The 13,293-nt window shown below is 30.5% G+C and carries 13 protein-coding genes and 1 pseudogene; 7 read left to right on the forward strand and 7 right to left on the reverse strand.

The features are described from left to right. Positions 1–121 (forward strand): annotated as a pseudogene (locus tag K8B81_RS00005) (IS1595 family transposase); the annotation flags it as partial. Positions 122–360: 239 nt separating this feature from the next. On the opposite strand, the gene K8B81_RS00010 reads toward K8B81_RS00005, so the two are convergent. Beyond that, positions 361–804 carry a helix-turn-helix domain-containing protein gene (locus K8B81_RS00010; RefSeq protein ID WP_223678051.1) on the reverse strand — a complete coding sequence of 148 codons (444 nt, stop codon included), beginning with the start codon at positions 802–804 and terminating at the stop codon, positions 361–363. A gap of 291 nt (positions 805–1,095) precedes the next feature. On the opposite strand from K8B81_RS00010, the gene K8B81_RS00015 reads away from it, so the two are divergent. The 4 genes from K8B81_RS00015 (at position 1,096) to K8B81_RS00030 (ending at position 6,014) form a co-directional block, all read left to right on the forward strand. Beyond that, a complete protein-coding gene (locus K8B81_RS00015) occupies positions 1,096–2,250 on the forward strand; it encodes a M14 family metallopeptidase (protein WP_223678052.1) in 1,155 nt (384 codons plus the stop codon). 77 nt (positions 2,251–2,327) lie between these two features. Then, positions 2,328–2,807, forward strand: a complete 480-nt coding sequence (locus K8B81_RS00020; RefSeq protein ID WP_007805990.1) for an Lrp/AsnC family transcriptional regulator — start codon at positions 2,328–2,330, stop codon at positions 2,805–2,807. Between the two features lie 93 nt (positions 2,808–2,900). Then, positions 2,901–5,486 carry a phosphoenolpyruvate carboxylase gene (locus K8B81_RS00025; protein ID WP_223678053.1) on the forward strand — a complete coding sequence of 862 codons (2,586 nt, stop codon included), beginning with the start codon at positions 2,901–2,903 and terminating at the stop codon, positions 5,484–5,486. 12 nt (positions 5,487–5,498) lie between these two features. Further along, positions 5,499–6,014 (forward strand): DinB family protein, encoded by a 516-nt coding sequence (locus K8B81_RS00030; RefSeq protein ID WP_223678054.1) that lies wholly within the window; start codon positions 5,499–5,501, stop codon positions 6,012–6,014. On the opposite strand, the gene K8B81_RS00035 is transcribed toward K8B81_RS00030, so the two are convergent. The 6 genes from K8B81_RS00035 to K8B81_RS00060 all read right to left on the reverse strand — a co-directional run bounded on the left by K8B81_RS00035 (position 6,015) and on the right by K8B81_RS00060 (position 11,917). Continuing rightward, the gene (locus tag K8B81_RS00035) at positions 6,015–6,155 is read right to left on the reverse strand and encodes an SsrA-binding protein (RefSeq protein ID WP_223678055.1); all 141 of its coding nucleotides are present in this window, start codon (positions 6,153–6,155) and stop codon (positions 6,015–6,017) included. A 79-nt stretch (positions 6,156–6,234) separates the two neighbouring features. Beyond that, positions 6,235–7,959 carry a M56 family metallopeptidase gene (locus K8B81_RS00040; RefSeq protein ID WP_223678056.1) on the reverse strand — a complete coding sequence of 575 codons (1,725 nt, stop codon included), beginning with the start codon at positions 7,957–7,959 and terminating at the stop codon, positions 6,235–6,237. A gap of 6 nt (positions 7,960–7,965) precedes the next feature. Beyond that, the gene (locus K8B81_RS00045) at positions 7,966–8,337 is read right to left on the reverse strand and encodes a BlaI/MecI/CopY family transcriptional regulator (protein ID WP_223678057.1); all 372 of its coding nucleotides are present in this window, start codon (positions 8,335–8,337) and stop codon (positions 7,966–7,968) included. Between the two features lie 31 nt (positions 8,338–8,368). After that, the gene (locus K8B81_RS00050; RefSeq protein ID WP_223678058.1) at positions 8,369–10,165 is read right to left on the reverse strand and encodes a M56 family metallopeptidase; all 1,797 of its coding nucleotides are present in this window, start codon (positions 10,163–10,165) and stop codon (positions 8,369–8,371) included. Positions 10,166–10,171: 6 nt separating this feature from the next. Further along, positions 10,172–10,540 carry a BlaI/MecI/CopY family transcriptional regulator gene (locus K8B81_RS00055; protein ID WP_223678059.1) on the reverse strand — a complete coding sequence of 123 codons (369 nt, stop codon included), beginning with the start codon at positions 10,538–10,540 and terminating at the stop codon, positions 10,172–10,174. Between the two features lie 159 nt (positions 10,541–10,699). Continuing rightward, positions 10,700–11,917 carry an MDR family MFS transporter gene (locus K8B81_RS00060; RefSeq protein ID WP_223678060.1) on the reverse strand — a complete coding sequence of 406 codons (1,218 nt, stop codon included), beginning with the start codon at positions 11,915–11,917 and terminating at the stop codon, positions 10,700–10,702. Between the two features lie 98 nt (positions 11,918–12,015). On the opposite strand from K8B81_RS00060, the gene K8B81_RS00065 reads away from it, so the two are divergent. Both K8B81_RS00065 and K8B81_RS00070 read left to right on the forward strand, forming a co-directional pair. Beyond that, positions 12,016–12,612: a DUF1684 domain-containing protein gene (locus K8B81_RS00065; protein WP_223678061.1), complete on the forward strand. Its 597-nt coding sequence runs from the start codon at positions 12,016–12,018 to the stop codon at positions 12,610–12,612. After that, positions 12,612–13,280, forward strand: coding sequence for a TatD family hydrolase (locus tag K8B81_RS00070; protein WP_223678062.1), 669 nt, complete (start codon positions 12,612–12,614; stop codon positions 13,278–13,280). The genes K8B81_RS00065 and K8B81_RS00070 overlap by 1 nt, the downstream gene beginning before the upstream one ends. The last annotated feature ends 13 nt before the right edge of the window (positions 13,281–13,293 follow it).

Genomic DNA, 13,293 nt, shown 5'->3' on the forward strand with positions numbered 1-13,293 from the left:
GTTTTGTTTTAGAATAAACCGTTCTCAATTTAAAACAAGTATTTTTCATAAATCGATAGAAAGAATGGTAAATACCAAACCCATATATCAAAAAGAAATAAAACAGATAGTAAGTGTATAACTCAATATTTTTTTTTCAATTCTGTCGCATCAGCTTAGATATAAATCTGTTTAAATCTGCTTTAATCTGTGTAAATCTGCATGAAAAATTAATATGCAAAAGTATTTTTACACAGATTTTAAAGGATTTTCGCAGATCAAATTAGATTTAATCCTTTAATGAAGCTATTTTATTCTATTCACCGAACGAGATTTTATTATCAATTGCTGTAGAAGAATTAAGTAAATACCTTTACTTTTTTAATTAGCTGAATAAGTTTTAAATGTTCCGTTTTTATAGAAAAGCACAATTTTTTCAATTTCCTTGTCTTCAAAATTTAGATTCAGGTTTTGAATTTCTAAAAAGCTTCCAGTTTCTTTTTTTTCTTTAGAATTAATTTCAATTTCAGAGAGCGAATCTTTATTTGAAGAAACAGACTCAGATGACTGTGTAAATGTTGCAGAAACTTCATTATTGTTTTTTGGAAAATTTCCTTTTCCTGTCAAAATCCAATACAAATCTATTTGGGGGAAAACTTCTAAAATTTTCATTATAAAATCTAAACTAGGTTTGTTTCGTCCTGATAGGAGATGAGACATACTTGAACGCTGAACGCCAATTTTATCTGCAAAAGCTGATGCGTTTAAACTATAATAATCCAGTACTGTTTCTAGTCTTTTTACAAATCCATCTATGTTTAACATTGTAAACTATTGTTTTGAAATTCGGTTTTTACAAATGTAAACAAAAAAGAGTCTTTGTCATAATTTTAGAATTATAAACGATGTTAAATAATCTATTTTGTTAAATTGTAACTTTATATTTTCTATGTTATAATATTGATTTATAGTGTTTTATAAAGTTTTTTTTTTGAACAGGGATTAATTTGTTACTGTTTTAGAGAAAAGTTTACAATGTTGAAATATTAAAATATTAATCGAATTGCTATTGTTAAAATAAAGATATTTACTTTTGTAAACTAATTAACAAATACCATGGATTTAGAAGAATTATTTAATCAAAACAAAGAAGCGTCGATCGAAGGTCGTTATTTGACATTAGAACATATTCAGCCAATATTAGAAAGAATCAATACAAACAATCAGGTTAAGGTTGTTGGTAAATCAGTTTTAGGTAAACCTATATATGCTTATCAAATTGGTACAGGAAAAACAAGAATTTATCTTTGGTCTCAAATGCATGGAAATGAAAGCACCACCACTAAAGCATTGTTTGACTTTATTAATGTTTTGAATAATGGTTCAGAGTTTGCGCAAAATATACTCTCAGCTTTTACTTTTTGCTGTATACCAATATTAAATCCGGACGGAGCAGAATTGTATACTCGTGTCAATGCTAATGAAATTGACTTAAACAGAGATTCGCAAAATTTAACTCAGCCCGAAAGCAGGGTTTTGAGAGGGGTTTTTGAAGATTTTAATCCTCATTTTTGTTTCAATCTTCATGATCAGCGAACTATTTTTGGGGCTGGTACAACTGGAAAACCTGCTACCGTATCATTTTTAGCTCCTTCTTATAATGAAGAAAGAGAAATAAACGAAAATAGATTAAAGGCAATTAACTTAATCGCAGCAATTAATGATGAGCTGCAAAAACACATACCTGGACAGGTAGGGCGTTTTGATGATTCGTTCAATTTAAATTGTATAGGAGATACATTTCAGTATTTGGGAGTTCCAACAATTTTATTCGAAGCAGGTCATTTTCAAAATGATTACTCACGTGAGATTACCAGAAAGTATATATTCTTTTCACTTATTACCAGTTTTAAAGTGCTTTTCGAAAACGATATAGTTAATAATAGGATTAATGATTATTTGAATATTTCACAAAATAATGTGGTTTTTTATGATTTTATGTATAAAAATGTCAAAATAAATTATGATGGTATCGAAATTATTACGAATTTTGTCGCACAATACAAAGAAGAATTGATTGACAGCAATATTCAGTTTAATGCTTATATAGTTGAAGTGGGGGAGTTAGAAAATTTCTTTGGACATTTTGTCTATGATGCAAAAGGCGCTGCATATTCAGATGATTTTACCAATTTTCCGAAACCAGATCAAAAAGCAGACTTTTATTTAAATAAAAACGTTAAATTTGTTAACGGACTGATAAAAAGTTAAATTTTATGTGAATTTGTTGTTTTTTATATATATTTTTATACTTTGTAATACAAATTAGTAATATTAATTAAAGAATTATGAGTAAATTTCGTTTAGATGAAGTAGATCACCAGATTTTAGATATGTTAATAGACAACACGAGGGTTCCGTTTACTGACATTGCAAAAAAATTGTTGATTTCGGCAGGAACTGTACATGTCAGAGTAAAAAAGATGGAAGATGCCGGAATTATAATGGGATCTTCATTAGCCTTAGATTATGATAAACTAGGGTATTCATTTATTGCTTATGTAGGTGTGTTTCTTAACAATACATCTCAAACAAAATTTGTATTAGAGCGAATTAATCAAATTCCATTTGTGACTGTAGCTTCTGTAACTACAGGAAAATTCAATATCTTCTGTAAAATCAGAGCTAAGGATACTAAGCATGCTAAAGAAGTTATTTTCATGATTGATGATATCGAAGGAGTTTACAGAACTGAAACCATGATTTCATTAGAAGAAAGTATTAATGACAAGAAGCGTTTGATGCATACTATTTTTAAAAATATGTAATATTTTTTCTTGAATGCTATATTAATAAATATAACCTCAAGTTTTTCTTGGGGTTTTTTTATGACTAAATAACCAACAACTATAATAAGGATTATGTACACGTTACCAAAAATTGAACGTTTCAATCAGGATGTTCTTTCTAAATATCACATTTATAATAGTGTTTTTATAACATTACCCTTCGATTCGATTGATAATACCGGAGTTTTGCTTCCGTTGTTTACAGAAACATGCGAAACAGGTTTTAAAAAGCAGGAAACTCCGAAAGAAATTTTTGATTTTTTCTCAAATAAATTTTTGAATAACGCTTCTGAGACAGAAAAGATTGATTTAATGTTTCGTTTTATTCAGTATATCGAACGTCAAATCGTATTGTTTGATGCTATTGAAGACGCTGCTTTTCCTGTTGTAAATAATATGGAAGGACGGGGTTCTCTTCGTGATATTAAAGAAAAGTCAGACGCAAAGGAAAAAGATGATGAATTAATCGATTTTCTTGAAAATTTCAATGTAAGAACTGTTTTAACAGCGCATCCAACACAATTTTATCCGGGACCGGTTCTTGGGATTATAAATGATTTGACTGAAGCGATCAGACAAAACGATTTATTAAAAATCAAACAACTGTTGGCGCAGTTAGGAAAGACTCCTTTTATTCAAAATGAAAAACCAAATCCGTATGATGAAGCAGTAAGTTTGATTTGGTATTTGGAAAATGTATTCTATGAGACAGCAGGAGAAATAGTGCATTATCTGCAAAAAAATATTCTTCAGGGAGGTGCTATTCAAAATCAATTAATAAAACTTGGTTTCTGGCCAGGAGGCGATCGTGATGGTAATCCATTCGTGACCACCGATATCACATTGAAAGTTGCTGAGCGTCTGCGTACTTCAATTTTGAAATGTTACTATGTTGAAATGCGTAATTTAAAAAGAAAGTTAACTTTTTCAGGTGTAGATACTTTGGTTGCGGAACTTGAATATAAACTTTATAGATCAGTTTTTTATTCTAAAGGTGAAATTTATATCACTTTAGAAGAGTTGCTTACTCAGTTAAATAAAATCAGAGCCATAATTATCGAAAAACATCAGTCTTTATATTTAGATGAATTAGAGGCTTTATTGGTTAAAATTAATTTATTTGGTTTTCATTTTGCGACTTTGGATATTCGTCAGAACAGTAAAATTCACAATGCTGTTTTTCATGATGTCGTAAATTATTACTTAAATTCAGATTCAAAAATATTCCCGGAAAATTATTTCGACTTGTCTGAAGATGAAAAATTAATTGTCTTATCAAAAGTAAAAGGAGATCTAAATCCGGCTGATTTTGAAAACGATATTACCAGACTAACTTTAGAATCTGTTCAGGCTATCAAAACGATTCAGGAGAACAATGGTGAATTTGGTGCAAATCGTTACATCATAAGTAATAATGAAAGTGCATTAAATGTGATGGAAACTTTTGCTATGATTCGTTTAAACAACTGGGAAAATCCAACTGTTGATATTATTCCGCTTTTTGAATCGGTTGATGATTTACAAAATGCACATTCAATAATGGAGCAGTTGTATACAAATCCGGAATATGCGGCGCATTTAAAATCCCGTGGCAATAAGCAGACTATTATGCTTGGTTTTTCAGACGGAACAAAGGATGGTGGCTATTTAATGGCAAACTGGAGTATTTATCAGGCAAAAATCGAACTTACACAAATATCCAGACAATACGGCATTCAGGCTATTTTCTTTGATGGACGTGGAGGACCGCCTGCACGTGGAGGTGGTAAAACACATAAATTCTATGCATCGCTAGGGCCTAAAATCGAGAACAACGAAATTCAGATTACGGTTCAGGGACAAACGATTAGTTCTAATTTTGGAACTTTAGATTCCTGCCGTTACAATATCGAAAATTTATTAAGTGCCGGAGTAACAAATCAGGTTTTTGGTAAAGACAAAAATGAACTGAGTGCTGAGGAAACTGCAATTTTGACTCAATTGGCTGGTTTAGGATATGAAAAATATTTGAGTTTTAAAAATCACCCTAAATTTATTCCATATTTAGAAAAGATGAGTACGTTAAAATACTATTCTAAAACTAATATTGGAAGCCGTCCATCCAAAAGAAGTAAGTCGGAACAATTGGATTTTGCTGATTTAAGAGCAATTCCATTTGTAGGTTCTTGGAGTCAATTGAAGCAAAATGTGCCTGGTTTCTTTGGAGTAGGTACTGCTTTAAAACATTTTGAAGACACTAACCAGTGGGATAAGGTAAGTGATTTGTATCATAATTCATTATTCTTTAAAACACTTTTGGAGAATAGTATGATGTCATTGGCAAAATCATTTTTACCATTGACTGCATATATGAAAAAAGACCCCGAATTCGGCGAATTCTGGCAGATTATTTATGATGAGTTCAAAGAAACAGAACGTCTTTTACTTAAAATAGCGGGTCATAAAACACTTATGGAAAATTATCCAGACGGCAAAGCGTCAATTCAAATAAGAGAGCGTATTGTATTGCCATTGCTGACAATACAGCAATATGCTTTATTAAGAATTAATGAATTGAATAAAGAAAATACGATCAATCACGATTTGATAAAAGTATATGAGAAAATCGTAACACGCTCTCTTTTTGGAAATACAAATGCAAGTAGAAATTCGGCTTAAATTAATTGATGTATGTTAGCTTCAGGTTTATCAACAAATGAATATTCTGTTTTTAATGCAACTTATATAAAAGCTGCTAATGATAAAACATTATTAGATGGTTTAAGAGAAGGGCTGCCACAGCTGGTTAACTTTATAAAAAATATTCCGGCTGATAAATTAGAATATCGCTATGCGGAAGGAAAATGGACAATAAAGGATATTGTTCTTCATATGATTGATACAGAGCGTATTTTTGCTTATCGGGCTTTAAGAATCAGCAGAGGGGATAAAACTCCTTTGCCGGGTTTTGAAGAAAATGATTATGTTCCATTTGCGTTTGCTAATTCCCGTTCAATAGAAAGTTTATTGGCTGAATATGAAAATGCAAGAAAAGCAACAATTAGTTTTTTTGAAAGTGTAAATGAAGATCAGCTTTTATTTATGGGTACGGCTTCAAATACGGCAATTTCTGTAAGAGCAATTGGTTTTATTATTACAGGTCATCAGAATCATCATTTAAGAGTGATTTCAGAAAGGTATCTGTAACTAATTTAAAGCACGTTTTGTAACGTATGCGCGATAACCGATAATTGCTAATTGCCATTTTTTGGCTTTGGCCAAATCTAAACCTTGTTTGGTAAAACTAGGCAGAAGAAGTTTGTTTATTTTGGCTAATATTTTAAACATAATTATTTAATTTTTTCAAAGATATAAAAAAGACTTTGCTATTTAACAAAGTCTTTTTTGTGTTTTTAGTTAAATTGGTTTATGATTTTTGATTTTCTTTCTCCATTTTTTTCATTTCTTTTTCATGAAGTTTCATGTTTTTCTCGAATACCTTCATGTCATTCTCAAATTGCTTCATATTTATTTCGTACTCCTTCGAATCTTTACCATATTTTATTTGAATATCTTCAGTAAATTTCTCCATGTCAGCATTGAATTTTTCCATTGCTATCTCATATTTTTCCATTTCTTTTTCAAAAATGGCTTCACGTTTAGACATAATTTCTTCAACCTGTTTTTCATAGGCAGACATGTCCGGCTCAAAAGATTCCATTTTTTTCTCAAATTCAGACATTTCCTTTTCAAATTTACTCATAGCTACTTTGTCCTTTGGATTTGTAGGTGGAACAGGAGGTTTTGGCATTTTTGACATATCTGGTGCCGGTGCTTGTGGCATTGGTCCAGTTGGAAATGAGGGCGGAGTAGGCGGCACAGGAGGTGTTATGGTTGTTATTGTACTTATTTTGGCACTTCTTTTTTCATTCAGGATAAGATTGTCACCAACAACTATTGGTTTGTCCATACCGCCATCCGTAATGACATTGATTTTTTTAGAGCCTTTTTCTGTTGTAACAACAATTCCACAGCTTTTAATTGGTTCATTGCCTTCAATCTGAATGGTTTGATCTTCACCAGTTCCTTTTTGAATATCAACTTTAATAGCAGTTAATTCATTTTTTGTATTCCTTTTAACATCAGATATCACAACATCTACATCATGATTTTGTTTCAGTTTTTCAGTAAATTCTTTTAATTCCTGATCGGTTGTGTTTTTTTTAATTTTATAAATATCGATAGGATTTGGCTTTTTAGAAATTTCCTTGGTTTCCTTTTTTTCTTGTGCAATGGTTTTAATTTGGAATAAAAATACAAAAGCTACAAGTGCGGGAAGAATTGCATAATACTTCCATGAGTTCCTTTTTTTTGATTGATTTTTGTTTAACATGACAATTCGTTTTTTGATTAATGATTGATAAAAATGATTGGTGATGGCAACACAGCTTTCGTGTGTTGTTATTTTTAAAAGCGTGTATTGATAGGCTTTTTTGTCTGATATTTTTTTAGCAGCTTCGTTATCTGCAATAAATTCGAGGTTTTGTAAAATGGCTTTTTTGTATAACCAAATGACAGGGTTGAACCAAAACAATACACAAAATACTCGTGAAACTAATACATCAATTGTGTGATTTTGATTGCTGTGTACTTTTTCATGCTCAATTATATTTTCTAATTCTGCATCTGTATACATTGATGAGTTGTATACGATGTAATCAAAATAAGAGAACGGAGCAATATTTTCAGATACATCAATAAATTTAAAATCAGCCTGCTGTTGTATTTTTTTTCCTTTCAAAACGGAATTTAAACTATAGAAATCAGTAGCAAATTTTGTTATAAGTGCAACAAATCCAATGCAATAAATGGCAAGTACTATGTAATTCCAGTTGATTTCGTATGATTCCTGCTCAACAGCTTGAGGTATAAAACTTTGTGGATAACTAACAGTTGAAACCGGAACAGGATCAATCCAAACAATTTTTGTATAAACCAGTAAAGGAAGAATTAGTGATGTTGCTAAACCTGTCAGTAAAAACCATCTGTTGCTGTTAAAAAAAGTTTCTTTGCGTAATAAAAAATAATAGGCACAATAAAACAATACAAGTAACCCCGATGATTTTGCGATATAAATGAAAAGAGCTTCCATAAATAATTATTTTTGTTCTTCTTTTGGATTTTCAATCATAGCTAAGATTTCACGTAATTCGGCTGCAGAAATTTTTTCTTCTTTGGCAAAAAACGAAACCATATTTTTATAAGAACTGTTGAAATAATTATCAATTGCAGTTTTCATATATTTTTTACTGTAGGTCTCAAGGCTTATCACAGGGTAATATTGATGTGTATTCCCAAAAGCGTTATGTCCGACAAATCCTTTTTCTTCGAGGTTTCGAATAATTGTTGAAAGCGTATTATAATGAGGCTGGTCTTCAGTGATTTCTGCCTGCACTTCTTTTACGAAAGCTTTTTTCAGCTTCCATAAAATATGCATTATTTCTTCTTCCTTGTTTGTTAGTTTTTGCATGATCTGATTATTAATTTTATTTTATTCGAAATTATTTTTTGGTAGTGATTAAAATTACACCATTTTTTCCTTTATCCCCATATTTACTTGTAGCTGCCTGGTCTTTCAATACGTCTATTTGTTGGATATCTTGTTGATCTAAATCATCAGTACTCTTGTTTGTGATTTTTCCATCTATTATGATTAATGGTTTTTCGGAGCTTCTGATGTTTATTTTATCAGATGAACTATCTGCTCTTGTCTGTATAATCACGTTTGAAGATTGCTTATTATTTTCTGTTGAGTGTTTTGTAGTGATTTCTATGATACCATTTTTTCCTGTTGTTCCATATTTTTCTTCGGCAGGTTTTCCTTTTAGTACATTAATGCTTGCTATTTCGTTATTTGGGATGTCATTAATATTCATTTCTGAATTTGTTTGGACACCATTAACTATAATTATTGGTTTTTCAGCAGCAGATACGATTTTTATTATGTTTTTATCTGTATCTACAACAGTATTTGTATTAACATTTGTATTAATGTTTGTATCAGTATCAGAATTAGTTTTAGCATCATTATTCGTATTAGAAATTTGAGTATCCTTTATTTTTATTAAAACGCCTTTAGCTTCTATTTTATCGTCAATTACAGTTGGCTGTTTATCAGCAAAATTAAATGAAATAGCTCCTTTTTTGTCTTTAATAATAATGATTCCAATTTTTTCAATTCCTGTTGATGTTGCCGATTTTTTAAATTTCTTAGCTCCTTTTTCATCCTTCAGATCAATATTGACAGAAGTAATTTCATTGTTGGAGTTTCTTTTTAATTTAGAAACAACGGCAGAGATATTAAATTTTTCTTTTAATGTTTTTACTCTTTGGTCAATTTCAGCATCTGTAGTATTTTTATCTATCGTAAGTACATTTACTGATTGAACTTCATCCGGATTTATTTTCTCGATAATATTAGAGGCTTTTTCTTGTGCGATAGTTTCAATCTGAAATAAAACTACAAAAGCTACAAGTGCTGGAAGAATTGCATAATACTTCCATGAATTCCTTTTTTTTGATTGATTTTTGTTTAACATGACGATTCGTTTTTTGATTAATGATTGATAAAAATGATTGGTGATTGCAACACAGTTTTCATGTGTTGTTATTTTTAACAGAGTGTATTGATAGGATCTCTTGTCTGAAATTTTTTTAGCAGCTTCCTTGTCGGCAATGAATTCAAGATTTTGAACAATCGCTTTTTTATAAAACCATATTATTGGATTAAACCAGAATACCATGCAGAAAAATCTGGAAATTAATACGTCAATAGTGTGATTTTGATCGCTATGCACTTTTTCATGTTCAAGAATATTTTCTAATTCTGATACCGTGTACATTGATGAGTTGTATACGATATTCCGGAAATAAGAAAAAGGAGAAATGTTATCGTTGACATCGATAAATTTATAATCTGCCTGTTGCTGTATTTTTTTTCCTTTTAAAATGGCATGCAAGCTGTAAAAATCTATTGCAAATTTTAGAAGGAAAGCGATAAAACCAATACTGTAGATAAGCAGAATAATATAATTCCTGTTTATTTCAAAAGATTCTTTTTCAGGTGTTTGAAGGATATTGAGCTGAGACAGGTTTAAATTAGTAATTGGAGCAGGGTCTACCCATATAATTTTGGTGTAAACAAAAAAAGGCAGTACTATTGAAGTGATTAATCCGACTAATAAAAACCAGCGGTTGCTATTGAAAAAAGTTTCTTTACGTAACAAAAAATGGTAAGCACAATAAAACAATATAACTAAGCCTGATGATTTTGCGATATAAATAAAAAGTGCTTCCATAATTGATTATTTTTTTTCTGTTGTTGATTCTATCATAGCTAAGATCTCACGTAATTCGGCTGCAGATATTTTTTCTTCTTTAGCAAAAAACGAAACCATATTTTTATAGGAACTGTTGAAATAATTATCTATAGCAGTTTTCATATATTTTTTGCTGTAAGCTTCTAAACTTATTACCGGATAATATTGATAAGTATTTCCAAAAGCATTATGTGAAACAAAACCTTTTTCTTCCAGATTACGAATAATTGTCGAAAGAGTATTGTAGTGTGGCTGTTCAACAGTGATTTCTGCCTGAACTTCTTTTACGAATGCTTTTTTCAGCTTCCATAAAATATGCATAATTTCTTCTTCCTTGTTGGTTAATTTTTGCATGTGCTTTAATTTTAAATCAAACCTACAACTATTTTTTTAGTTACGCAACTATAAAAATAGTTAATTAACTAAAAAAGAAGTTTGTTTTGGTTTAAAAGAAGAAAAACTATTTCAAATTTAATGTAATAACTTGAAATAAAGTGTTTTGGAAGTGTTTGTTTATGAGGCTTTTTCTAAAATAAGAGCACTCTTAATCCATAAGCAGCAAAATGTGGCGACGACACCAATGCTGGCCATGAAAAACCAGTTAACCTGATATCCAAATCGTGTAATAATTTCAAAACCAACTTTTGAACTTATAATATGAGCTAAACTAAAACTCATCGTGTATAGTGCCATATATTGTCCTTCCTGACCTTTGGGAGCACGACTTAATGCGAAGGCATTAGAAAAAGGAAAAGCAAGAATTTCTCCTATCGAAATACAAATCATACTAATCACGAGAATTCCAGCCCAAATGTTAATCAATAATAGAAAAAAACTTAGTGACATAATAAAAGACCCCCAGATAATGATTTTTATTTTTGGTGAAGCTTTTCTTTCTAAAAATCCGACAGTAGGCATTTCTAATGCAAAAATCAGCAAGCCATTTAAGGTCATTAAAAGACCAGTCTGAAATTCTGTCAGACCAAATTTCTCATTGTGATATAATGGTAAGGTAGTAAAAAGCTGGAAAAAGATCATAGCGGTCACAAAACTCACAAATAAGAAAACCCAAAATATCCTGTCTTTAAAAACGGATTTTGTTTCTGCCGAATTTTCAACTTTATCTTCATATCTCACCTTTTTCTTTTCTTTTACAAGTAAGGCAAAGATTGAAATCGAAATGATACAGGAAAGTCCGTCAACCCAAAAAAGCCCCTGATATCCTATTCCCATAATAATCAGGCCACCTAAGGCAGGACCCGAAGCAAAACCTAAATTTACTGCCAGACGTACTAATGTTAAGGCTCGGGTTCTGTTTTCAGGCTTCGCATATGCACCAAGTGAAACAAACATGGCAGGTCTAAACATATCTGCAATAGCCATTAAACAAAACATTCCTATGCAAAGTCCAAAAAAAGTAGTGATATATTGAATCAAGAACATGGAAATTCCAGTAGTAAACAAGCTAAAAATCATGATTTTATAAAATCCTATTTTGTCGGATAGTTTTCCTCCTAACCAGGATCCGAGCATTGATCCTAATCCGAATGCGACCATAATCCAACCAACCTGATTATAAGTAAAATGAAGGTCTTCTTTTAAATATTTTGATAAAAAAGGCAATACCATTGTGCCTGCACGATTAATAAAAGTAATAATAGCAAGTATCCATATTTCTCTTCTAAATCCTCTGAAATTGTTGATGTAATGGTGAAAAGCGTTTTTTAACATTATAAAAGAAGTTGTTTTCAACAAAGTTAGGAAACTTTGTAACGTGAAGCGGTTGCTGCTTTGTTTGTTTTAAACTATTTTTGTGCAAAATTTCTATAATGAAAAATAGTGTACTTATTTTATTATTGATATTTAATTGGACTTATAGTCAGGGTAAATTCAATAAAAATAATGCTGAAAAATTTCAGAAGACTATTAATGCGGAATATGCAGATGCGAAAACCAGCCCATTAATGGCTAATGATTTGAAAGCGTTTAAATCACTTGACTTTTATCCTATAAGCAGTAAATATTTTGTGAATGCAAAATTGGTAAAAGCTAATAATGAAAAAGCATTTGAAATGAAAACATCAACTTCAAGAAAGCCGAAATACATTAAATATGGAACGGTTTTCTTTACAATTGATGGAGTTGCATTACAATTGAATGTTTATCAGGATGTGGAACTCTCTAAATCAGATAAGTATAAAAATCATTTGTTTTTACCCTTTTCAGATTTAACGTGTGGAAAAGAGAGTTACATTGGAGGAAGATATATTGACCTGGAAGTTCCAAAAGGAAATACGATCGAAATCGACTTTAATCAATCTTATAATCCTTATTGTGCTTATAATCATAAATATTCATGTCCAATTGTTCCATTAGAAAATGATTTAAATATAGCCATTAAGGCTGGTGTAAAAACGTTTCATTAATGAAATTTTTCAATCTTCATACACATCAGTTTACCAATAATCCTGATGTTTTAGAATTGGTGAATCAATATCCGCAGGATTTTGATGCTTCCGTTCCGTTTTATTCTATTGGAATTCATCCATGGTACATTGTTGAAGGCAGAATTGATGCAGAATTAAAAATTATTGAAGAAAAATTAAAAGAATATAATTGTCTGGCTATTGGTGAGTGCGGTCTGGATAAACGAATTGAAATTCCGTTTGAGCAGCAGGTTAGTGTTTTTGAAAAGCAGTTGTTTTTAGCAGAAAAATATAAAAAACCAGTAGTTATTCATTCTGTTGCAGCATATCAGGAAGTGATTTCAATGAAAAAGAAGTTGAATATTTCGGTTCCGATGATTATTCATGGTTTTTCAAAGAATAATCAGATTGCGAATCAGCTTATTAAGGAAGGCTTTTATCTTTCGTTTGGAAAATTTTTATTACGAAATCCGGATTTAAAAACAGTTTTTCAAAATATACCAAATGATCGCTTTTTTTTGGAAACAGACATGATTGAAGAGAATATTCAACAGGTTTATGAATTAGCTTCAAATTATAAAGAATTAAAAAATGAAGAATTACAAGCAGTAATCTCACATAATTATAAAGATGTGTTCAGAATCAATCATTCTGAAACGAAGAAGTAAACAAATTAAAATA

The organism is Flavobacterium hibisci, assembly GCF_020026925.1.
Lineage (GTDB): Bacteria > Bacteroidota > Bacteroidia > Flavobacteriales > Flavobacteriaceae > Flavobacterium > Flavobacterium hibisci.